Genomic DNA, 21,345 nt, shown 5'->3' with positions numbered 1-21,345 from the left:
CTGTCACCATTACGTGCAGCAGTCCCGAAGGGCCTGATGTACCGGCCCGAGGTCCGGCTGCAGCTCAAACGCGTGTTCTTCCTCCCCGCGTTCGACGCCCTGGAGGACCCAACCAGTCGGGCCTACTACCCTCGGTCTTTCATCGAGGTGATGACGCCGTGGATCTGGCCGCGTGATTCTCGATGGGGTGGGCGGTCTCGACTTCAGGGGTGCATGAGCGGCCGGCTGGCGCTGCCGGGCTGCGGTTCTCCGGGTTCCTTGGTGTCTCGGGGTGGACGGTTCGTGGTCAGGCTGGTTGTGGGATCGCGGCGATGCGGGCGAAGACCTTGACGACGTCGGCGACCCAGGGCCAGGTCGCGGGGATCCGCAGATGTCGTCGTCTGCTGGAGCGAGTCAGGCGGGCGGGCACGTGCAGCAGCCGGTAACGCAACGCCTTCGGTTCCGCGGACGCCAGGCCGGTCTGGTTGAGCCCGATCAGTCGCAGCCAGGCGATCAGGTCCGCGGCGATCTGGACCGCCAGGAGCCAGGCGGCGTTGATCGCGAACTCCCGCGACGGGAACCGTCCCAGACCGGTGTCCTTGGCATGCCGGATCCGGTCCTCGACCCGGGCGTGAGCCCGGTGTCGGGCTTCGAGGAACGCCAGTTGGCCGCGGTCGGTGTTGGTGACGAAGGCTTGGTAGCGCCAGCCGTCGGCTTCCTCAAACAGCGACAGCTGGGCACCCGGGTGGGGACGCTCACGACGCACGATGACCCGCATCCCCGCCGGCCACTTCGCGAGGAGATCGGGATCGAGCAGGCCGGTGATCTCGGTGACGTCGCCACCGGCACGAACCTCGCCGTCGGCGTCGATGGCCGGGACCCAGGCCTTCTTCGGGACCAGGTTGATCGCGGTGCGGATGTGCTCGGTGATCGCGAACCCGACGCTGTACTCCACCCGGCGGCCACGGACCTGGTTCTGGTCCTGGAGCCAGGCGACCAGTTCGTGGGAGGCACCCGCACCGTCACACCGGATCAGCAGGTGCTTGCGATGGGTCCCGGGGACCTGCGCGATCGCGTCGGCAAGCACGGCGACATGGTCGGCTGCGGTGTTCGACCCTGCCTTCCCGGTGCGCAACATGGCAGTGAGGAACTCTTCGGTGTTGTCGCACCAGACCCCGAGCGGGTGGTAGCCGAAGGTCTTCTTGAACGTGGGCGCTGCCTGCTCTTTCTCACTGTGAGCGACCACGATCGTGGCGTCGACATCGAGGACTACCACACCCGCATCGAGCTGCTTGCCAGCGACCCGCGATCGAGGCAGACCACCCGGCAGACCAGCCCAGACCCGACGCCTGGTCCGAGCACGAGCAGTCGCGATCTTCTTCATCCGGCCCGGGCTCACCTCATCGAGCATCCTCCACACCGTCGCCGGCGAAGCCACCGCGCCGAGGACACCCTGAGGACCACCCTGGTGCCGCAGCACGTCGATGTCCGAGATCGCCTCGCCACCATCAGCGATCATCACCGCGACATCCCGCAACACGCCCCCGCGGTCATGCCGTGGCGTCTTCGAGCGCCGCGTCAGCGCACGGGACAGGTCCTCGGTGAGGCCGACCTTGTCGGCCAGGAGGCGTACCGCGGCACTGCCCGCGTGGGCTGCCACGCCCGAGCCATCGCCGGTCACCACCAGACCGGTCGACCATCCTCTATGCTTCACCTACCGAGTGCCTTCCGATCAAGAGTTCTTGAACTGTCGCAAGTCCAAGTTTCTCCTGCTCAGAAGGCACTTCGGTGCTTCTACACGCCGATCAGGCCACCGCGCTGTGAATCGTCGAGGCTACGGACCGCTCTGTGACGCATCTAGGCATCGCAGTTGCTGGCGGGCGAAGTCGTTGCGTGACCGCTTGTGATCGTCACGACCCACGTGCAAGTCGAGCGACGGAGACAGACCGGTGCCGCGCCCGTCCGACAATTGCTCCAACATTCGGGCAAGCGTGTCGGCCAGCCGACGTGTTCCTGCGCTGACCGCTTCAGGCTCAAGTCCTCGCTCTCTGAGATCGGTAAGGTCCAGCGGACGACCGACGTTGATACTGACGGTCGTCCGCTTGAACAGCCTCGGGCGCCGGCTATAGGCGGGCAGGATCTCTTGAGCGCCTCGTTGCGCCACCGGAATCAACGGTGCTCCTGACTCGAGTGCCAGCCGCACCGCTCCTGTCTTGAGATCCATCATGCGGCCGTCGGGGTCTCTCGTAATCGATCCTTCGGGATAGATGACAAGAAGCGCACCGCCGCGGAGAGATGTCAAGGCGGCGCCGAATCCGTCCGCGCCACGAGAACGGTCAACCTCCACATGCCCGGCGGCACGGAACCACCACCCCACGATGCGCTCGCCGAACAGACTGCTCTTGGCAAGGAATGCCGGAGTCCTTCCGTTCGCGAGCACCATCTCGGCAATGAGCAGCGGGTCAACATGGGAAACGTGGTTCACGGCGAGCACCACGCCGCCGCTGGATGGGATCTGTTCAACGCCATGCCAGTCCCGACGGCGCACCAAGACCAACGCCGGCTTGCAGACCAAGAACGCGATCCACCACGCCACGCCCCACCCAGGTAGAAACGCAGGTAACCTCACTGGACCTCCACCGATGGCTGGCTGTGCACGTAGGACACCGCTACTGAACTGGGCACGTTGCTCGGACCTCTCGGATCTCTCATCTGCAGGTCGCATTCGCCGGGGCTCATTCCTTGTCCAGCGTTCGCGGCGAAATGTTCAGCACCGACGACCACGAAGGTGGCCTCGGCGGATCCGACCTTCCGTCCATTGTCGTCCCGCGCCTCGGCGTGGAGCAGCAGCCGTCGTCCTTCCCGTTGGGCCACGTTGGCGCAGAAGGTGTACGGCTGGCGCAACCGGAACGGTGCTCGGTACTCGACGGTAAGGCTGCGAGTGACGGCGAGCGATCCGACCGTGTAGAGCACGAACCCAAACAAGTCGTCGAACGCGAGTGCGACCGCCCCTCCATGCGCGATACCTGGGGCTCCTACATGCGCCTCGTCGAAGCAGTGGACTGCTTCGACTCCCGACGCGGTGCGGACCGCACGGAGATGCAGGCCGGCCGGATTATCCGGCCCGCATCCGGCGCAGTCCGGCGAGTGCGGGGGCAGCGTCTGGCCGATCTCCACCGGGCGCTGACCGGCGAGGTGCGCCGCCCAGCGAGAGATCACTCCCCCCTCGCGGGAGACGTCGCCTTCGCTACCGCCAACGGGCGTCATCTGGTTGCTGTGCTTCCCAATCGCCGTCATCCGTGTCACTTCTCTATTCGTCGGGCTTCGAGTTGTCCGAGTGAAGCGATACTTCTCAGACTTCGATGACGGCCAGTTCGCCGTCGGCATGCAGTGCGCGTAGGCGCTTCTTGTCGAATTTCCCGACCGACGTCTTCGGTACCTCGGCGACGAAGCTCCAGCGCTCCGGCAGCCACCACCTGGCAACCTTGTCCTCGAGGAAGTCACGAAGCTGAGCCGGTGTGAGTTCCCTGCCCTCGCGTACGGCGATGACGGCCAGTGGCCGCTCCTGCCACTTCGCGTCCGGAACCCCCACCACGGAGGCTTCCAGAACGTCGGGGTGACCGGCGAGGTGCAACTCAAGCTCAACCGAAGAGATCCACTCCCCTCCGGACTTGATCACGTCCTTGGTGCGGTCGGTCAACGTGACGAAGCTGCGTGAGTTGATGCGCCCGACGTCGCCGGTGCGCAACCACCCGTCGTGGAACCTCTCTCCGTCGTCCTCCTCCCGGTAGTAGGCGCCGCTGATCCAGGGCCCGCGCACCTGCAACTCCCCCACCGCCGCGCCATCGTTGGGCAGCACTCGGCCCGCATCGTCGACGATCCTCAATTCCACTCCAGCGACCGGACGCCCCTGGGTGGCACGCAGTTGCCACTGCTCGGACGGGTCGAGCGATGCGGGCGGACGGGCGACGGCGGCCAGCGGAGAGGTCTCAGTCATTCCCCATGCTTGGACGATCTGGACACCGTACTTCTCTTGGAATGTCTTCATGAGGTGCAGGGGCACCGCAGAGCCACCGCAGGCGACAAGACCGAGCGAGGACACATCGTGGCTTGGGTTGGACTCCAGAAAGTTCAAGACGTCGTTCCAGATCGTCGGGACTGCTCCGGCGATCGTGGGTCGCTCAGCACCGATCAGGCGCACGAGCGGTTCGGCCTGTAGGAAACGCTCGGGCATGAGTAGGTCGGCACCGGCCATGAAGGCGGAATAGACCAGGCCCCAAGCGTTGGCGTGGAACATGGGCACGATCGCGAGGATGCGGTCACCGGCGCCGATACCGAGGCCGTCTGCGAGACAGGCGGCCATGGAGTGCAGGTAGGTCGACCGGTGACTGTAGGCGACTCCTTTGGGATTGCCGGTGGTCCCGGACGTGTAGCACATGGCCGCCGCCGTGCCTTCATCGAGCTCGGGCCAGTCGAAGGCCTCGGGCTGACCCGAGATGAAATCCTCGTATCTCACTACCGTGACGTCCTTGCTGCGTAGCGGAGTGAGATCGACGTTGCCCGTCACCACGACGGTGTGCACGCTGGTGATCTGCGGTAACACCGGAGCCAGGAGGGGTACGAGACTGCCATCGGCGATGATCACTCGATCTTCGGCGTGGTTGCCGATGTAGGTGATCTGCTCCGCGGCGAGGCGCAAGTTCAGGGTGTGGAGCACCGCCCCCATCGAGGGCACCGCCAAGTACGCCTCCACGTGTTCTTGGTTGTTCCACATGAAGGTGGCGACCCGATCATCGCCAGTGATTCCGCAGCCTCGCAACGCGTGAGCCAACTGCGCAGCCCTACGGCCGACCTCGGCGAAGGTGCCGACCTTTACGGTTCCATCGGGTTGCAGCGTCCGCACCGTTGCAGACCCGTGCACGCCTGCGCCGTGACGCATGATTGCTGTGGTCGTCAACGGGACGTTCATCATCGTGCTCTGCATAAGGTTCCTTCACTCGTGTGTGGATCCGCACGGACAGTTGTTCCGAGATAGCCGACCTTCGAACGTCAATGGCGATGATCAGCCATCTGCCGCCGCCAAGGAGGTTGCGGCAGACTCCAGGGACTCGACGAGACGCAACTCCAACTCCGGTAGCCGGCTGGCCATCAGGACCACGTCGTCAATCCGCGAACGTGGGTGGGTGTCGCGCTTGACCGCAGCGCGGGCGGCTTCTGTCCAGCCCTGTGCGCAACGGGCAGCTTCGGTCGCAGCCTCAGCGGTCGCCTGGTCGCCGGTCAGACGTGCGACTTCTGCGCAGCCATCTGCGAGCAGTCGCCGAAAGAGCCCGCCGCCGGTGCCTGCCTTCTCGATGAAGGCACCCAGGCTGAACAACAAGAGTCCGAGTTCGTCGTCGGGAAGTTCCGCCCAGGTCGCGATGTCGTCAGCGAACAGAGCAACCGCCTTCAGGCCTTCGGCACCGACCGCGGCTGTGGCGGGGCCGGCAATGCTGTGTTGTGACGGATCGCGCATGTTGCCGGCACACCGGATGAACGCGCCCGCGGCGGCTTCCTCGATGGCGGGCAGGGACGGCGGCCAGGTGATGCGGTACGTGCAGTGACGCGTGGGTTGTGGGAATGCCGTTGAGGACCGTGCCCGGGCCAAGGCGTCCAAAGGCACCTTCTGCACCTCGGCGCGGTCGTTGTCCACGACGTAGGCGAGTTGTTCGTCTTCGTCGTAGCCGATGACGACGATGTCGTGACGGCTCATCTGCAGCTGGACACGGAGGTACGGAAGTTCGGCGATGTCTCCCCAAATCAGGCTGGGTCGACCGGCGTCGAGTTCGTTACGGACCCACGACCATCCCTCGGCGGGATCGTCGGTGGTAAGGACCTGCACGACACCGCCCAGTCGCGTCGGTAGATCGATTTCGAAGTCAGCACCTCGCCCCACCAGGTACAGCGGGGGGAAGAGTTCGCTCGACCGGAGGAACGAGAGCCCTAGAGCGCCGCCGAGCGTGAAGACCAGGCCCTCATTGGGCGGTCCATCCCATCCCAGACCGTGCCAGTGCAGCAGATCGCGCATCGCACCGGAGCCGCAGTGTCCCCCCAGTCGATGGGGGTAGTCCTGGATGAAGGCATTGACGGGCATGTGGCGTCCTTCTCTTTGTGCTCTTCGTGCCGAATGGTTCTGGAGTTGGGGGTCAGTTGTTCCGAATGCGGTCGAGGTACGTCTGGCGGGCGACCATGTCGACGTCGTCGAGGAAGACCGAGTCCGTGCCCAGGACAGAGCCGAGCGCGGACGCCACCCGTCCGGGCACGAACTTCATCGCTGCGACCATGCCGCCGGCGAGGCGAGTGACCCGTACGAAGGGACGGGGATGCTCGATCAGCTCGGCTGTCGCGCGAGCAATCTCTTCGGGTTCGGCGTTGCGCAGCCCCTTGGCTCCGGCCGTGCCGGCGACGAGCTCGGTGTTGGTGAATGTCGGTCGCACGGTGGACAGTTGGATCCCGGACTTGCGGTACTCCTGCCGTGCTGCCTCGGTGAATCCGATGACTGCGAACTTGGTGGCGCAGTAGGTAGCCAGGCCAGGCACGGGCAGTTCCCCGGCCAGCGATGCGGTGTTGATGATGTGTCCGGCCCGCCGCGGCAGCATCCGCTGGAGGGCGAGCTTGGTCCCGAAGATCACTCCGAGGACGTTGATCTCCACCTGTCGCCGGGTGACGGCGTCGTCCTCCTCGTGAGCGTGTCCGGTGGGCATGATGCCCGCGTTGTTGACCAGCACATCGAGGGGGCCAAGCTGTTCCTCCACCATGTCGAGGAACGCCCGGAACGAGTCGGGGTGGGTGACGTCGAGATGGCCCACAACAGAGATACCGAGCTCGTCCGCCGCTTTCTTGATACGGGCCTCGTCGATGTCGCCGATGGCAACGCGGTGGCCGCGTTCGGTCAGCTCCTTCGCCGTCTGGTAGCCGATGCCACGGGCGCCTCCAGTGATCGCGATCGTCTTGGCGGGGAAGGAAGTGGCGTGCGTCATCTGCGGTGCTCCTTGTTCTGGCCGAGGCGTTGACTCAGGCCGCGTCCGGCTGCTGCGCGCATGATCTTTGCGGTGATGGCCGTACGCCAGGCGGAGTACGGGTACCACGTGAGCTCTCTTGCCAGGACTGGAAGTCGCGGCTCGGTGACCGCTCGGACGCGGCAGTACTTGTGCAGCCCGTCGGCTCCTCCGAGCCGGGCGCCCATCCCGGAGGCCTTCCAGCCACTATGAGGCAACGTCATCGCGAAGAGGTTGCTGAAGACATCGTTGATGTTGACCGCGCCGGCCTCCAGGCGCCGTGCGACACGGCGGGCGCGAGCACGATCACGAGTCCACACGGTCGCCGACAATCCGTACGTCGAGTCGTTGGCCAGTCGGATGGCCTCTTCTTCGTCGGCGACGCACATCACCGGGATCGTGGGTCCGAAGGTCTCCTCGGTCATGCAGGACATCGTGTGATCCACGTCGACAAGAACCGTTGGCGTGTAGTAGTTCCCGGCCGCACCCCGCTTGCCGCCGGCCACTACCTTCGCTCCCGCGGCCACCGCCTCGCTGACGTGGCGATCCGCGATGTCAACTTGTCTCGCGGTGACCATCGCACCAACATCGTTGCCGGCATCCGCCCCCTGGGTCAGGGACTGCACGCGCTGTGTCAGGCGGGCCACGAATTCCTCGTAGACCGCAGCAACGACATACACGCGTTCGACGGAGATGCAGACTTGCCCTGCGTTGAAAAGGCCACCCCAGGCGACGCCCTCGACCGCTCGAGCGAGATCGGCGTCCTCCAGCACGATCGCCGGATCCTTGCCGCCCAGCTCCAGACTCACCGGTTTCAACTGCTCAGCACAGCGGAGGGCGACCTGGCGCCCTGTCGCTGTCGAGCCCGTGAACTGGACGAAGTCGGCGGCATCCACCACTGCGGCACCAGTGTCGCCGGCTCCTGTGACATGTGCGAGAACGGGTGGCGCGCCGATCTCGCGCCAGCCGTCGATGACCCGCGCGCAGGTCAGCGGTGTCTCTTCTGAGGGCTTCGCCAGTACCGCGCAACCGGCAGCCAGTGCGGGGGCTGCGTCCATGAGGAACAGGGTGATCGGGAAGTTCCACGGGGTGATCAGACCGACGAGTGGGTAGGGCTGGTAGATCTTGGACAGTCGTTTCGGCAGGCTGAGTAGACCCGCGGTCTTGACCCGTTCGTCGGCGAGGAACTCCTCGGCATGGTCGGCGTAGTAGGTGATGAACTCGCACGAGGCGGTCGTCTCTACGAGCGCGTCCGGACGAACCTTGCCTGTCTCGGCCTGCAGCAGGTCGGTGAGCTCATCGGAGTGCGTGAGGATCCAGTCGCGCCAGAGGCGCAGCCACTTGGAGCGCTGCCGCGGACCAGCCTCGGCCCATGCACGTTGGGCCAGCCGGAGCTGCGTGGCGCGGCGGTTCACAGCGTCACGGTCGTCAACGGACACGGTTCCCACCAGCTGACCGTCGGACGGGTTGCGCACCTCGAGTGCGCTATTTGAGGTCGTTGTGGTGGTCATTGATCCTCCTGAGGCGAAGTGGACCGGCGTGAGGATCCACCGGGTTTGACCTGGCTGGCGGGCTTTGCGGTGAAGGCGTCGTCGATCGCCTGCGGCGAGGCCTCGACCATCGATCCATAGGTGTTCCGAAGCTCGGTCAGGATCGCGGCCAGGGGAAGGTCGTCATAGACGCCGCGCTCGCGGACGTACTCCATGTGCTGGGTTCCGTCCCCAGTGAAAGCGTGCATGAGCGCGTCGTGCTCGCCGTCGAACTCCACAGGTGGAACGCCGAAACGAGCGCATAGTTCGACGTTGAATGCCGGGGTGGCCTTGAGCCATCTCCCGTCGATGTGGAGACTGCTGTATCCGTGATAGACGAACAGGTCGGTGCCGCCCATGAGCTTTCGCAGTGATTCGGTCTGCAGATGGTTGCGCACATCAGCGAACCCCAACCGCGCTGGAATTCCCGCTGCACGGCACACTGCGGTCAAGAGGACCGCTTTCGGGACGCAATAGGCACGGCCCGCTTGGAGGACGAAACTCGCGCGGTAGTGGGCGGGGTCGGCCGAAACGGTGTAGGGGTCGTACCAGACTTGGTCCCGGACGGCAGCGAAGAGGCGCCTCGCCTTTTCCCTGTCGCCGGACGCGTCACCAACGGTGGCCTCGGTGAAGGCGCGGATGTCTTCGTGCTCGATGTCGAGGAACTCAGTCGCCTCAAGGAACGACGCCGGACTGCAGCTCATCCTCGCTCCAAGGTCATCGGATACTCGTCCGCGAGAACCGGTAGCGAGGCGTTGTCCCATCGCTTGTTCTTGGCCCGGGTGAGACTGGTCCGAATCGGGAGCAGTCCATGACGTGGCCAAGAGACGGGAGCCTGACAGTTTCCTGAACCGACTTGAGACCGGAGCCTGCCCGAACTGGTGCGAGGTCGCGGACTGGCAACTGGTCTCGGACCGCGCGCAGGGCTCTGTCTGCCCGAACACGATAGGCAGGTCGTCATCGAATGTCCTCTCGACGATAGGTCCACTCTTCGTTGCCATGGGATTCGCTGTTGGCCCGGAGCCCTCCGCTCCAGCACGCCCGGCTCGCGACGAGCCCGGATCGCACGGCATTACGCACCCGCGTCACTCACAGCCGAAGTCAGCTCGGCTCGCCCAACGCCCCGAGACGCCTGCGTCAGAAGCCGCTTGCTGACGACGAAGTCACGGGGACGGTTGACACAATCCGCAGCGATTAGCTCGCCTTGACGAAGGTAGAAGCAGGTGAAGTCACGGTCCAGTTTCGGGTCACCGCTGAGGACGACTTCGTCGAACCCGGTGTTGAGCCCAGCGATCTGGAGCTTGACGTCGTACTGATCCGACCAGAACCATGGAAGAGCAGCGATCTCCTTGGACTTTCCAGAGATCGTCGCTGCGGCCACTTTGGCCTGCTCCCCCGCGCTTGGAACGCATTCCAGGCGGACCCGACCGCCGTAGGAGGCCATGTATCGACTCGTGCAGTCACCGGCCGCAACGATGTTCCGGTCACTTGTCCGAGCACGGTCGTCAATCACAATACCGTTGTCGACCTCCAAGCCGGCTGATGCGGCGAGCTCGGTGTTCGGCTCGACACCGATGCCAACGATCACGAGGTCTGCAGGGACGGCCTCGCCATTGGACAGGAGCACTTCGCGGACCTTGGTTTCACCGGTGAAGGCCTCGACGAGGGCTCCGGTTCGAATGCTCACACCCTCCTCTTGGTGGATCCGTTGGAAGAACGCTGAGACCTCGGGAGCGGTGACTCTTTCGAGAACACGCTCGGTCGCCTCGAGCACGGTGACGTCCAGCCCCAGGGCGCGCAGCGAGGCTGCCACCTCGAGCCCTATGTACCCCCCGCCAACGATCACGGCCACGCTTCCTGGTTGGGCGGCTGCTCGGATCAGGTCCACGTCCATGGCGGTGCGCAGGTAGCAAACACCGGAAAGATGGGCACCTGGGACGAGCAACCGTCGCGGACGCGCGCCGGTACACAACGCGAGATGGTCGTAGGCCAGCGACTGGCCGCTGCTCAGCGTCAGGTGGCCAGCAGAGCGGTCGATCGCCTCGACCCTCGCATCGAGAAGGCTAATCTTCCGCTTGTCGTAGAACTCCGCACTGCGAATTTCCAGCTCTTCGAAGGCGCTCTTCCCAGCCAGATAGGCCTTCGACAGTGGTGGGCGTTGATAGGGCACTGGCGACTCATCGCCCACCAGGACAATCTCGCCGTCCCAGCCTTCCTGGCGCAGGCTGGCCGCGAGTTGCGCGCCGGCATGGCTTGCTCCGACAATCACCGTTCTCAGCGCGGTCATGCGCTGCTTTTTGGGGTCAGTCGGACCATCAGTTTGCTGATACCCCGCACGAAGTTGGACTGCACGTATTCCGGCTCACCCACGACTTCGATGTTCTCGAAGCGCGGGAGCAGTTCCTCCCAGAGAATGCGCAGTTGCAACTCGGCCAGCCGGTTGCCCATGCAACGGTGGACACCGAATCCGAAGGCGATATGGTTGCGTGCGTTTGGCCGGTCGATGATCAGCTCATCTGGCCGATCGAATACCGTCTCGTCGCGATTACCAGACGCGTACCACATGACGACTTTGTCGCCCTTGCGGATGAACTGGCCGTTCAGGATGGTATCGGTCTTCGCGACCCTGCGCATGTAGGCGAGCGGCGTCTGCCAGCGGATGATCTCCGACACCATGTTGGGGATCAGGTCGGGGTTGGCCTTTAGCTTCTCGAACTGGTCCGGGAACTGGTTGAGCGCTAGAACCCCGCCACTCATCGAGTTCCGGGTGGTGTCGTTGCCGCCGACGATCAACAGCACCAGGTTCCCGAGGAACTCCATGGGGCGGTCGATCAGATCCTTGGTGTTGTCGTCACTCTGCAGCATGGTGATCAGATCGAAGCCGGGTTCCTCCCCGGCAGCAGTCCTGGCCGCCTTGTCATGCCAGAGCGCGCTGAGACCTCGCGCCATGTCGCGCATTCCATGGAAGACTTCGTCGTTGTCCGAGGGGCCACCGTTGGCCTGCTCCATCGACGACGCAAGGTCTGACCAGTAGGTGAGCTTTTGACGCTGCTCGTACGGGAAGTCCAGCAAGGTGGCGAGCATGCGGCCCGTCAGCTCGATTGATACTCGCTGCACCCAGTTGAAGGGCTCACCCACAGGAAGATCGTCCAGCACCTCGCGGACACGTGTCCTGATGAGGCCCTCCATCTCGCGCAGGTTCTTCGGCGCGACAACGCCTTGGACCGCCTGTCGCTGCAGGTCGTGACGCGGAGGATCCATCGCGATGAACATCTCGATGTCGAGGAATCGAGGTGGAACACCGATGACGATCAAAGGTTCGGCCGAGAAGACTTCATGGTTCTTGTCAACGGCGATGATGTCGGCGTGACGAGTGACCGACCAGAACGGGCCGAACGGGCTGTTGGGCTGATAATGGATCGGGGCCTCGTTGCGCAGGCGCTCGAAGTAGGATTGCCATCGACCCTGCCGATACAGGAAGGGATTGCTGACGTCGATGTCCGCGAGCTCCACCTCGTCGACCGGCGGGATAGGACGTTCTACGAACATCCTGTCGCCGTTCGCACCTCTCACCCATCTCATGGTCTTGTCGTAGAGATGCGCGCCCTGAATCTGGCGCTCCATCGGGATGGAGGATTGAACTTTGGCCGTGATTGCCTCAGGAATCTTCATCATTTCAACCCGTTCTCGTCGTCACATCTGAAATTCGGGAAGCCGGACGCTCAGCCCGTCCCACACGTCGGAGACCACCATCTGGCAAGACAGCCGGGAGGTCGGTTCACGCTCAGGGTTCATCGCGAGCATCTCCTCCTCGTCGGCGCCGGGCGGCCCGACACATTCGGACCACTGCGGATCAACGATGACGTGACAGGTCCCGCACGCAGCTTCTCCACCGCAGTCACCGTCGATGCCAGGCACCGCGTTGTTCGTCGCGACCTGCATCAACGACTGCCCTTCCTCAACGGGCACCGCGTGCGTCTTCCCGTCGTGTGACACAAACCTAACCACTGTCATGATCAACTCTCCTGGTGCTGTTGTGGGCCGCAAAGCCTTGGACAAACTCTTGTCGCGGATGCGCCCTGTGGCTATGGTCACACGAGTCAGAAAGTTGTGATTTCGGCTCAAGGAGTGTCTTTGAACGGCAGCGACGCGGGCGTGCCCTACACGGCTTTCGCACAGCTGCTCGAGAGCCCAACTCTCGACGCAGAGGCAGCCGCACGGTTCCGCGCCATCATGGTTCGCGAGGGAGCCGACGAGACGACCCTGCTGCAACTCGGCGGCCAGGCACCGGCTCGATGGTTCCGGGAGGTGTACCCCAACCTGGACGCCGATCAAGCGACCCATCTCGGCCATGCGTTCGCAGATCAGGCCCAGCTGACCTCATTCGGCCCATTGAGTCTTCCCTTGATCAGTGCGGGCTCGGTCGCTGAGGTCATGGAACTGCTCACGTATCTTCCCTTGATTACGACGGCCGTCAGTACGCGGTTCCATCCGAATGACGACGGCCTTGCGGTCGGGCTCACAGGTCAGACGGGCGATCCGGACCTGGACTGCCTGGTCGTCACCTACTGTGGTTCCGCGCTCCTGCGGTTGATCCGAATGCTCGCTGGCGACGTGTCAACCGTCAGGCTGCACACCAGTTGGCCGGCGCCCGCCTCCACGACCCAGCATGAGGACGCGCTGGGAGGACACCTGGTTTTCAACGCGCCCATGACGTTCCTGTATGTGCCCACGGAGGTCCTGAACGAGGTCTGCCGGTTCTCCGACCCCGTTGCATACCGACACGCAATCGCCGATCTGTCGAAATCCCTTGAGCACCGGATCGGACCGGCGTCATACGCGACCAAGGTAAGACTGTCGATAGACGAGGGCCCCGGACTAAAAACCTGTCAGTCGGTCGCAAACGAACTGTCAATCTCGACCAGCACTCTCAAGCGACGTCTCCTCAACGAGGGCACCACGTTCCGAGAGATACTCGAATCGTCGTTGCTGGAGCGGGCCTCGCTAAAGCTGCTCGACCGATCCTTGTCGGTCAGCGAGATAGCTGTTGAACTCGGTTTCAGCGACCTGACCAACTTCTCACACGCCTTCAAGCGATGGACTGGCCAGTCTCCAAGCCAGTTCCGACAAGAATGCCTGAGGTGGTGACGGTTCCGCACTGAATCACCAGACCTGATGCAGCCGCAGTCCGCCGGTTCCGCAGAGCCAGGTGGTCTAGGTGGGCTCCTGCATGGCAGCACAGGCATTGAGACCTCGGCGAGCGACCCAATCTTGGGGTGTCCTCTCAGCGGGCACATCAACTAGTCCCAGGTCGGGTCAGACTGAGCGGTGGGGGCGGCAGGGAGCCGAGGAACGAGGTCGTGATCGCGCTACCCCCGGGCATGCACTCAGAGGCCATCTCACCATCAGGCCTGAGCGTCAGTCGCGCTAGCAGGGCAATCAGTGGTGCGTGGTTCCTTTTGGCCGCCAAGCCCTTGCATCAGAACGCCGAGAACTCGTTTCGCAACCTGTTCTGCAGAGGGGCGGCTGTCTTCAACTGCGTGATACAGACCGGCGACTGTGATGGCCCCAAAGATCGCCAGGGATGCCTCTTCTGGGTGGGGCTGCACGTGTAGCGATCCGTCGGCGGCGCCTTCGGCAAGGAGTTGTTCGATGGGACGGCGGAATGCTTCTTGGAGGGCGTGAGCGAGCGCAGGAAGTCTGGTGGCTCGGCCGAGGTCACCAACGAGCGCCCGACATGCGGCGGGCTGGTCGAGCATCACGGCGATCTGGGCTTGGACCGCAGCTTCGAGGCGGACGCGGGCGCTTCCGGTGGCCCCAACAGCTGCCGCTACCTCGCCAGCAATTGCCTCGAGCATGTCGGTGAGGAGGAAGGCGAGGATCTCATCCTTACCGGTGAAGTAGTAATAGAGGGTTGCGCGAGGGATGCCGGAGGCAGCCGCGATTTCGTCCATCTTGGCCTCGGCGACTCCGCGCTCGGCGATCAGTTCCGCGGCTCCGTAGAGCTTGCTTGCGATGGAGGCAGGCAGTTGCCGCATCTCCACACACCTTTCCGGACGAGTGACACTGCGTATTCGGAGGGTATCGACAGCAGCCTCAGCCTATGTTGTACTGCGAGTACAAACTCAAGATACAAATCATGGAGGCATCCGTGAATGCTGGGGCGCCGGGTCGTCTGGCCCGTTTGTGCACGGCGGGAATCCGTTTCCCGCGTCTGGTCGTCGTCGGCTGGTTGGTCGCGGCTGCAGCGGTCACTCTCGGCCTGCCGTCGCTGCCGTCGGTGGTCGAGCGCAGCAGTGCGGCCTTTCTGCCCGAGGACGCGCCGACGTTGACCGCGTTGCACGACATGGACGAGGCGTTCGGCTCGGGGCGCACCGAGTCATTTGCCTACATCGTGTTCCGCAACGAGAACGGCCTGAGCGCGGCTGACACGCTTGCGTATCGCGACCTGGTTCGCACCCTGGGTGCGAACCAGGAGCGGGTCTCCGAAGTGCAGCACTTCGTCGGCAACAAGGACGCGCGGCGACACTTGGTCAGCAAGGACGGCCAGGCGGCCTACCTGGTGGCCGGGCTGACCAGTGGCATCGGATCGCCGGACTCCGAACAGGACATCCACTGGCTGCGAGAACGGGTCGCCGACCTGTCCGTGCCCCGTGGCAGCAGCGCGTATGTGACCGGGGACCCAGCGATGATCACCGACCTGACCACCGAGGTGAACGAGGCCTCGGTAAGGATCACGGTGGTCTCCGGGCTGCTGCTGGTCATCATCTTGTTGATCATCTACCGCCGCGTCACCACTGTACTGGTTTCCCTGGTATCGATCGGGGTGGCACTGGCGTGCGCGCGGGGAGTGCTGGCATGGGCCGGGATGCAAGGAATGTCGCTGTCGACCTACACCGACGCGTTCGTAACCGCCATCGTGCTCGGCGCTGGCACTGACTACTGCGTGTTCTTGATCAGCAGATTCCGCGAGGCATACGGGCGCGGAGTCGACGCGCTGCCGGCCGTCGAGGAGGCAGCCACCAGAGTAGGACCGGCGTTGGTGGCGTCCGCCGGCACGGTCATCCTCGCCGCGATATGTCTGGGATTCACCAAGCTGGCCATCTTCTCCACCACCGGACCGCCGATGGCGATCTGCGTCGCGGTCACCGTTGCGGTGAGTCTGACCTTCACGCCCGCGCTGATGGTCTGGTTCGGCCCCAGGATCGGGCCGGCGCGCACGCCAGCACCGACGTCGGCGTGGTCACGCGTCGGCCGCCTCGTGGCGCGCCGACCGGTCCGGGTGCTTGTTGCCGGTACCGCCGTGTTGGTTGTGCTTGCCGCGTTTCTTCCGACGATGGTGATCTCCTACGACCAGCGGAACTCCCAGCCGCCCGACACGCCGAGCAACAAGGGGTTGGCGGTGCTGGAGGACCACTTCCCTCGCAACGAGACCCTGCCGGACTACCTGCTGCTGGAGTCCACACATGACATGCGCAATTCGAAGGATCTGGCAGTCCTCAACGAGGTCAGCCGAGCCGTGGCCAAGGTCGATGGTGTTTCCAGCGTCCGGAGCATCACCCAGCCGGCAGGTGAGCCACTAGAACCAGCGTCGATCGCGCGACAGCTCAAGCGCCTCGCCACCGGGCTGGGTCGGGCCAGCGATGGCTTGGAGGAGGGTCAGCCCGATCTCGAACGCCTCTCCTCGGGCAGCGCCCAGCTAGCCGACGCGATCAGCCGGGTGGCCGACGGCGCCGGCCGCGCCCAAGGCGGCGCCGACCGACTTGCGAACGGAACCAGCGATCTCGCCAACGGTCTCGGCCGCGCTACCGAGGGCACGCGTGACGCAGCGCACGGCGCCCGCCAGTTGCAGACCGGCGCTGCCGCCTTGGCCACAGGCATCCAAACCGCTCACGACCAAGTCACCGTGGTCGTGAGTAGCATCGGCCTGATCGTCCAGGCACTCGACCGCGACCTGCTGTGCACCGCAGACCCGATCTGCCGCAGGTCCAGGGAAGGACTTGCCGACATCCACCGCGGCATGAAGGATGAACTCCTCCCAGGACTGCAGGAGGCAGCCAACGGAGCGAACTTGATCGCCCGCAAACAAGGAAGCCTCGCCGATGGCCTCAACGATCTCGCCTCCGGGTTGAGCCAGGCCGAGCGGGGTGCCGACAGGATCACCGAAGGACAGCGCCTCCTCCGCACCCGTCTAGGGCAGATGGCGGACGGCACCTCCCAGATCGCTGAGAACGCCGAGGCCTTTGCGCCGGGGATCAAGGACCTCATCCGCCAGACCAAGGAACTCGCCCAGAACCTGGAGACCTCTGAGTCCTACCTGCGCACGGTCAACCGTCAGGCCGACACACCAGAGGCTGGTGGCTTCTACCTGCCCGCGAGCGCCCTAGACGACCAGCGCTTCGCCTACGCCCGCAGCGTATTCCTGAGCCCCGATGGCCGCGTTGCCCGCATCCAGGTAACCGGTGACTCAGATCCTCTTAGCCCGGATGGGCTGCGCCGCTTCGAAGAATCCCAGGCAGCCGCTGAAAACGCGTTGAATCGGACACGTCTCGAAGGCGCAACCGTCAGCGGCACCGGGGCCGCTGGACTCGGCGCCGACCTGAACCGCTATCTGTACGAAGACGCGAAACTTGTGCTCGCGGCGGTGCTTCTGATCGTCCTGCTCCTCCTCATCATCGCCCTGCGCTCCCTGGCCGCGCCGCTATACCTGCTCGCCTCTGTAGCGCTATCCTGCGCCGCGGCCCTTGGCCTGACAACCCTGGTCTTCCAAGGCATCCTTGGCCACGACATCCAGTTTGCCGTCCCAGTGATCACGTTCGTGCTGCTCGTCGCCGTTGGCGCCGACTACAACATCCTGCTCATGAGCCGAATGCGCGAGAACGGCACCACCCTGACTCGAGGCGCCGTTGCCGAAGCAGTGACCCTGACCGGCCCGGTGATCACATCCGCAGGAATCATCTTTGCGAGCACCTTCATCGCGCTGCTCACCTCTCCCGTGGTCACGCTTGTCGAGACTGGTTTCGCCGTCGCAGCCGGACTGCTGCTCGATACCTTCGTAGTCCGCAGCCTCATCGTTCCCGCCTGTGCCGCCCTGCTTGAGGACCACAACTGGTGGCCTGCCCGCCAGATCCAGAACCCTGGGCTTAAGGGAACACAGATCAGAAAAGCCAGCTCGGCCTAGTACATACGTTCATGCATGCATGTACGCTTCGGGCATGAAGGTAGCTACGCGACGACCGCGAAAACAAGCCGAACGCTCGGCCACCACCCGACGCGCGCTGTTGGACGCGACCATCGCCTGCCTTGCCGACCTGGGATATGCCGGCACCACCAGTGTCGCCGTGGCGGAGCGAGCCGGGCTGTCCCGCGGGGCCCAACTGCACCACTTCGGAACCCGTGACCAACTCGTGGTAGCCGCCGTCGAGCACTTAGCGCAAGAACGCATGCGCAGGGTGCGGACGGAGATGTCTCGGATCGCACCACAAGGGGCCCAACTCCAGACGTTGACGACGGTCACCCAGGAACGCGAAGCGGCGTTGGGTTTGCTAGCTGAGGCCCTGTCCGGACCGTTGTACGCGGCCAGTCTCGAGCTCTGGGTGGCCGCGCGCTCGGACCCCGGCTTGCGTAAGGAGCTGGTCCCAGCCGAGGAGCGTGTCAACGCGGAGCTCGCTGAGATCTGTCGCACCTATATCAGCGACGACCCGATCGAAGTTCGCTTGACCTTGGACCTTGTCCTCGGACGGGGTGTCGCACGGCTGTTGGCGCCACGTCCCGATCGGCAAGCAGAACTGCTCACCGGCTGGGCACGCCTTCTGAACGGCAGCACCCGTGGCTGACCTTCAAGCACTCATGACTGCGTTGCAGCAAAGAATCGGCCCCCATCCAGATGGCGCGCACCTGCCGGCTCACCACGAGCAATGCCTGGGCTGCGGCGTTGACAACCCTCATGGCCATCACTTGAGCGTGCATCGCGAAGGCGATCTCGTGGTGGCCACCCACGTCTTCGACGATCGCCACGTGGGCGCACCCGGCATCGCGCACGGCGGCGCGGTCGCCACCGTCCTTGACGACCTCTACGGTTTCCTGCTCTACCTGGTCGGAGAACCAGCTGTCACTCGCCAACTGGTGGTCGAATACCTCGCGCCGGTCCTGATCGGGACGACATACCGACTCGAGGCCCGGGTAGATCGGCGCGAGGGCCGTAAGCTGTTCGTGAACGCCAAGGTGACCGCACTCGACGGGCGAACCGCCGCCACATCGACGGCTGTGTTCGTTACAGTCGACGCCGAGCACTTCACTCAGGCACGCCCGAGCTCCGCTATCTGAGGCGATCCACAACGCTAGCCAATGCCCCTGTGGCATGGCCAGGCTGGATGAGAAGACCCTCGCCCGCACTCGGCGCGTTGCACCACGCGGGCTATGAGCGGGGAGCGCACGAGGGCACCGCGGCGGTGACCAGCGGGCGGAAGGTACCGGGAGACGCCCGCCTGACTGTCGGTATATGACAATCGGATCCTTCGATCGGGTTCCAGCCCACGGATCCGCGGTCAGTCATGGGCGAAGGTGATGTTAGGCAGGATCTTCCGCAGCGAGGCGGGGGTGTACCAGGCGGCCTTGCCGGTAAGGCGAAGCATGACCGGTAGGAGGACGAGCCGGACGAGGAAGGCGTCGAGGAGGACGGCGAGGCCGAGGACGACGCCCATTTCTTTGGGCGGGATGGGGCCGGAGAGGGCGAAGGTGAAGAAGACCGCGACCATGACCGCGCCGGCGGCGAAGATGACCCGGCCGGAGTGGGCAAGTGAGCCGATCATGGCGTCCTTGGGGTCCCCGGAGCGCTCGTAGTGCTCCTTGGCCGAGGCGAGCAGGAACACGGTGTAGTCCATCGCGATGGCGAAGATCATGGCGAAGAAGAACACCGGCGCCCAGGCGTCGAGGAAGCCCTGTGGTTCGAAGCCGAGCAGGTCGGCGCCGTGTCCCTCCTGGAAGATCAGCCGGGCGACACCGAACGCCGCCGCGGTGGAGAGCAGGCTGGCGAGGGTGCCGAGTAGGGAGATGAGCGGGGCCTGCAGTGCGATGAGGAGCAGCATGAAGCCGAGGACGAGCACGACGCCGATGACCAGCGGGGTGGACTCGTCGAGCTGCGCCTTGAGATCGAGGTTCTCCACGGCGGCGCCCCCGAGGACGGCGGAGTCGGGGAGGTCTGTGCGGAGCCGGTCGACGGTGTTGCTGAGTGCGGGGTCGGAGGGGTCCACGGAGGGAACGGCCTGGATCAGCACCAGTCCGCTGTCGTCGGCAGCCGGCATCGGCGGCATGGCAGCGGCGATGCCGGGGTCGTCCTTGAGTGCTGCGCTGGCGGCCGAGGCGTCGGTGTCGTCGGTGACGATCTGCAAAGTACCGGGGGCGCCGGTGCCGAAGGCGTCTTGGACCTGGCTGTAGCCGACTCGGGCAGAAGCGTCCTCGGGCAGCACCTTGATGGAGGGCATTGCGGTCTTCAGGCCGAGGATCGGGGCGGCGAGGGCGAGCAGGATGACCGTGGCGAGGAGGCCCCAGGCAACGGGGCGCTTCCAGAGTCGCTCGCCCCAGGCGGCGAATGCCGAGGAACGGTGCTCACCAGCGCGGGACCAGGGCAGTGCGAGCTTGTTGATTCGGTCGTCGAGGCCGAACAGCACCAGCGGCAGCAGGGTGAGGGTGGCGGCTAGGACGAAGACCACCGAGAGCATGATGCCGCCGGCCATGGAGCGGAAGGAGGGTGAGGGCACCAGCATGACCGCGGACAGCGAGACGAGGACGGTGAGGCCGGAGAGCAGCACGGCCTTGCCTGCGGTGTCCATGGTCTGGGCGATAGCCCACTGTCGGTCTTCGCGGGTGTCGGGGCGGCCGGCGGCGCGGTTAGCCTCGCGGCGTACGGCGCGGGCGGCGCGGTAGCGCACGACCAAGAAGAGGGCGTAGTCGATGCCCAGAGCGAGTGCGAACATCATTGCGAAGTTCATGGCCCAGATGGAGACGGGCACGAGCTCGTTGATCAGCACCAGGGAACCGGCCGAGGCGACAAGGCCAGCCAGGGTGAGGATCAGTGGGAGTCCGGCGGCCACGAGGGCGCCGAAGGCGAGTACCAAGATGGCCAGAGTGACCGGCCAGGACATGAACTCCGACTTCAGCATGGCGTCGAGGTTGGCCTCGTTGAAGTCGCTCCATAGCAGCGAGGACCCAGTTGGGTTGACCTCGACTGTGTCGGTGGAGAGGTTTTGAAGTTCGGCCTTGAGGTCGGTGGCGACGCGGACCATCTCGTTGGTGTCGGCGCCGGCGCCGGCCAGAACGATCGCGGTGGAGCCGTCCTGGGAGAGGGTGGCCCCCGGCGTGGGTGCGAGGACGTCGGCGATGCGCGGTTCGGCCTCGAGGATGTCGGTGACCTCGGCGAGGACCTGCTGGCCCTCACCTTCGGTGACCCGTCCGTCGGTGGAGCGGACTACGACCTGGATGGCGGAGGAGGCGTTGCCGCCGAAGTGTTCTCGTGCGAGTTCGCGGGCCTGCACAGACTCTGAGCCGTTGGCCTGCCAGCCGGCACCGGAGAGGTTGTGCTCGACCTGAGGGGCGAAGGCGCCGAGGCCGACGATGGTCAACAGCCAGACCACGGTGACGAGTTTGGCGTGTTCGGTGACCCAGATCCCCAGACGTCCCAAGGGGCCGGCGGTGGTAGGGGGCGGGGTTGAGGGCCCGGCCGTGGGGCTGGAGGCCGTGGTGGTGCTCATGCAGGTTCCGTTCCGTGTGTGATGGACAAGCTTGGATACGTGGGCCTTGGGATA

The 21,345-nt window shown here is 64.8% G+C and carries 16 protein-coding genes and 1 pseudogene; 4 read left to right on the top strand and 13 right to left on the bottom strand.

The window, feature by feature from the left end; all coding sequences use genetic code 11:
• Nucleotides 1–286: 286 nt before the first annotated feature.
• From BJ988_RS27885 to BJ988_RS27835, 11 genes and pseudogenes are all read right to left on the bottom strand, one after another.
• Nucleotides 287–1,693: an IS1380 family transposase gene (locus BJ988_RS27885; protein ID WP_179661058.1), complete on the bottom strand. Its 1,407-nt coding sequence runs from the start codon at nt 1,691–1,693 to the stop codon at nt 287–289.
• A gap of 120 nt (nt 1,694–1,813) precedes the next feature.
• Complete coding sequence (locus tag BJ988_RS27880; RefSeq protein WP_179661057.1) at nt 1,814–2,575, bottom strand: 1-acyl-sn-glycerol-3-phosphate acyltransferase; 762 nt, start codon at nt 2,573–2,575, stop codon at nt 1,814–1,816.
• A gap of 29 nt (nt 2,576–2,604) precedes the next feature.
• On the bottom strand, nt 2,605–3,276 hold the full coding sequence (locus tag BJ988_RS27875; RefSeq protein ID WP_218861165.1) for a PaaI family thioesterase: 672 nt from the start codon (nt 3,274–3,276) through the stop codon (nt 2,605–2,607).
• Between the two features lie 55 nt (nt 3,277–3,331).
• Nucleotides 3,332–4,963, bottom strand: coding sequence for a long-chain fatty acid--CoA ligase (locus tag BJ988_RS27870; protein WP_179661056.1), 1,632 nt, complete (start codon nt 4,961–4,963; stop codon nt 3,332–3,334).
• 78 nt (nt 4,964–5,041) lie between these two features.
• Nucleotides 5,042–6,109 (bottom strand): BtrH N-terminal domain-containing protein, encoded by a 1,068-nt coding sequence (locus tag BJ988_RS27865; protein ID WP_179661055.1) that lies wholly within the window; start codon nt 6,107–6,109, stop codon nt 5,042–5,044.
• A gap of 52 nt (nt 6,110–6,161) precedes the next feature.
• A complete protein-coding gene (locus tag BJ988_RS27860) occupies nt 6,162–6,995 on the bottom strand; it encodes an SDR family oxidoreductase (protein ID WP_179661054.1) in 834 nt (277 codons plus the stop codon).
• Nucleotides 6,992–8,524, bottom strand: coding sequence for an aldehyde dehydrogenase family protein (locus BJ988_RS27855; RefSeq protein WP_179661053.1), 1,533 nt, complete (start codon nt 8,522–8,524; stop codon nt 6,992–6,994). The genes BJ988_RS27860 and BJ988_RS27855 overlap by 4 nt, the downstream gene beginning before the upstream one ends.
• Nucleotides 8,521–9,246, bottom strand: coding sequence for a transglutaminase-like domain-containing protein (locus tag BJ988_RS27850; RefSeq protein ID WP_179661052.1), 726 nt, complete (start codon nt 9,244–9,246; stop codon nt 8,521–8,523). The genes BJ988_RS27855 and BJ988_RS27850 overlap by 4 nt, the downstream gene beginning before the upstream one ends.
• A 368-nt stretch (nt 9,247–9,614) precedes the next feature.
• A complete protein-coding gene (locus BJ988_RS27845; RefSeq protein WP_179661051.1) occupies nt 9,615–10,829 on the bottom strand; it encodes an NAD(P)/FAD-dependent oxidoreductase in 1,215 nt (404 codons plus the stop codon).
• Nucleotides 10,830–10,840: 11 nt separating this feature from the next.
• Nucleotides 10,841–12,214, bottom strand: a pseudogene (locus BJ988_RS27840) (cytochrome P450); the annotation flags it as partial.
• A gap of 21 nt (nt 12,215–12,235) precedes the next feature.
• On the bottom strand, nt 12,236–12,637 hold the full coding sequence (locus BJ988_RS27835; RefSeq protein WP_292649808.1) for a 2Fe-2S iron-sulfur cluster-binding protein: 402 nt from the start codon (nt 12,635–12,637) through the stop codon (nt 12,236–12,238).
• 39 nt (nt 12,638–12,676) lie between these two features.
• Here BJ988_RS27835 and BJ988_RS27830 point away from each other — a divergent pair, with 39 nt between their 5' ends.
• Nucleotides 12,677–13,690 (top strand): AraC family transcriptional regulator, encoded by a 1,014-nt coding sequence (locus BJ988_RS27830; RefSeq protein WP_179661050.1) that lies wholly within the window; start codon nt 12,677–12,679, stop codon nt 13,688–13,690.
• 257 nt (nt 13,691–13,947) lie between these two features.
• On the opposite strand, the gene BJ988_RS27825 is transcribed toward BJ988_RS27830, so the two are convergent.
• On the bottom strand, nt 13,948–14,580 hold the full coding sequence (locus BJ988_RS27825; protein WP_008362719.1) for a TetR/AcrR family transcriptional regulator: 633 nt from the start codon (nt 14,578–14,580) through the stop codon (nt 13,948–13,950).
• Between the two features lie 101 nt (nt 14,581–14,681).
• On the opposite strand from BJ988_RS27825, the gene BJ988_RS27820 reads away from it, so the two are divergent.
• Genes BJ988_RS27820 through BJ988_RS27810 form a run of 3 tightly spaced genes read left to right on the top strand, consistent with a single transcriptional unit; the run spans nt 14,682 to nt 18,868 of the window.
• Nucleotides 14,682–17,723 carry an MMPL family transporter gene (locus BJ988_RS27820; protein ID WP_246321593.1) on the top strand — a complete coding sequence of 1,014 codons (3,042 nt, stop codon included), beginning with the start codon at nt 14,682–14,684 and terminating at the stop codon, nt 17,721–17,723.
• 34 nt (nt 17,724–17,757) lie between these two features.
• Entirely contained in the window at nt 17,758–18,378 is a 621-nt protein-coding gene (locus BJ988_RS27815; protein ID WP_218861164.1) for a TetR/AcrR family transcriptional regulator, read from the top strand.
• Nucleotides 18,379–18,391: 13 nt separating this feature from the next.
• The gene (locus tag BJ988_RS27810; protein WP_179661047.1) at nt 18,392–18,868 is read left to right on the top strand and encodes a PaaI family thioesterase; all 477 of its coding nucleotides are present in this window, start codon (nt 18,392–18,394) and stop codon (nt 18,866–18,868) included.
• A gap of 221 nt (nt 18,869–19,089) precedes the next feature.
• Here BJ988_RS27810 and BJ988_RS27805 read toward each other — a convergent pair whose 3' ends face one another.
• Nucleotides 19,090–21,291 carry an MMPL family transporter gene (locus BJ988_RS27805; protein WP_179661046.1) on the bottom strand — a complete coding sequence of 734 codons (2,202 nt, stop codon included), beginning with the start codon at nt 21,289–21,291 and terminating at the stop codon, nt 19,090–19,092.
• Nucleotides 21,292–21,345 lie beyond the last annotated feature (54 nt).

Source organism: Nocardioides panzhihuensis (genome assembly GCF_013408335.1).
GTDB lineage: Bacteria > Actinomycetota > Actinomycetes > Propionibacteriales > Nocardioidaceae > Nocardioides > Nocardioides panzhihuensis.
The sequence above is the reverse complement of the archived record's forward strand: the minus strand, read 5'-3'. Positions and strand labels throughout refer to the sequence as shown.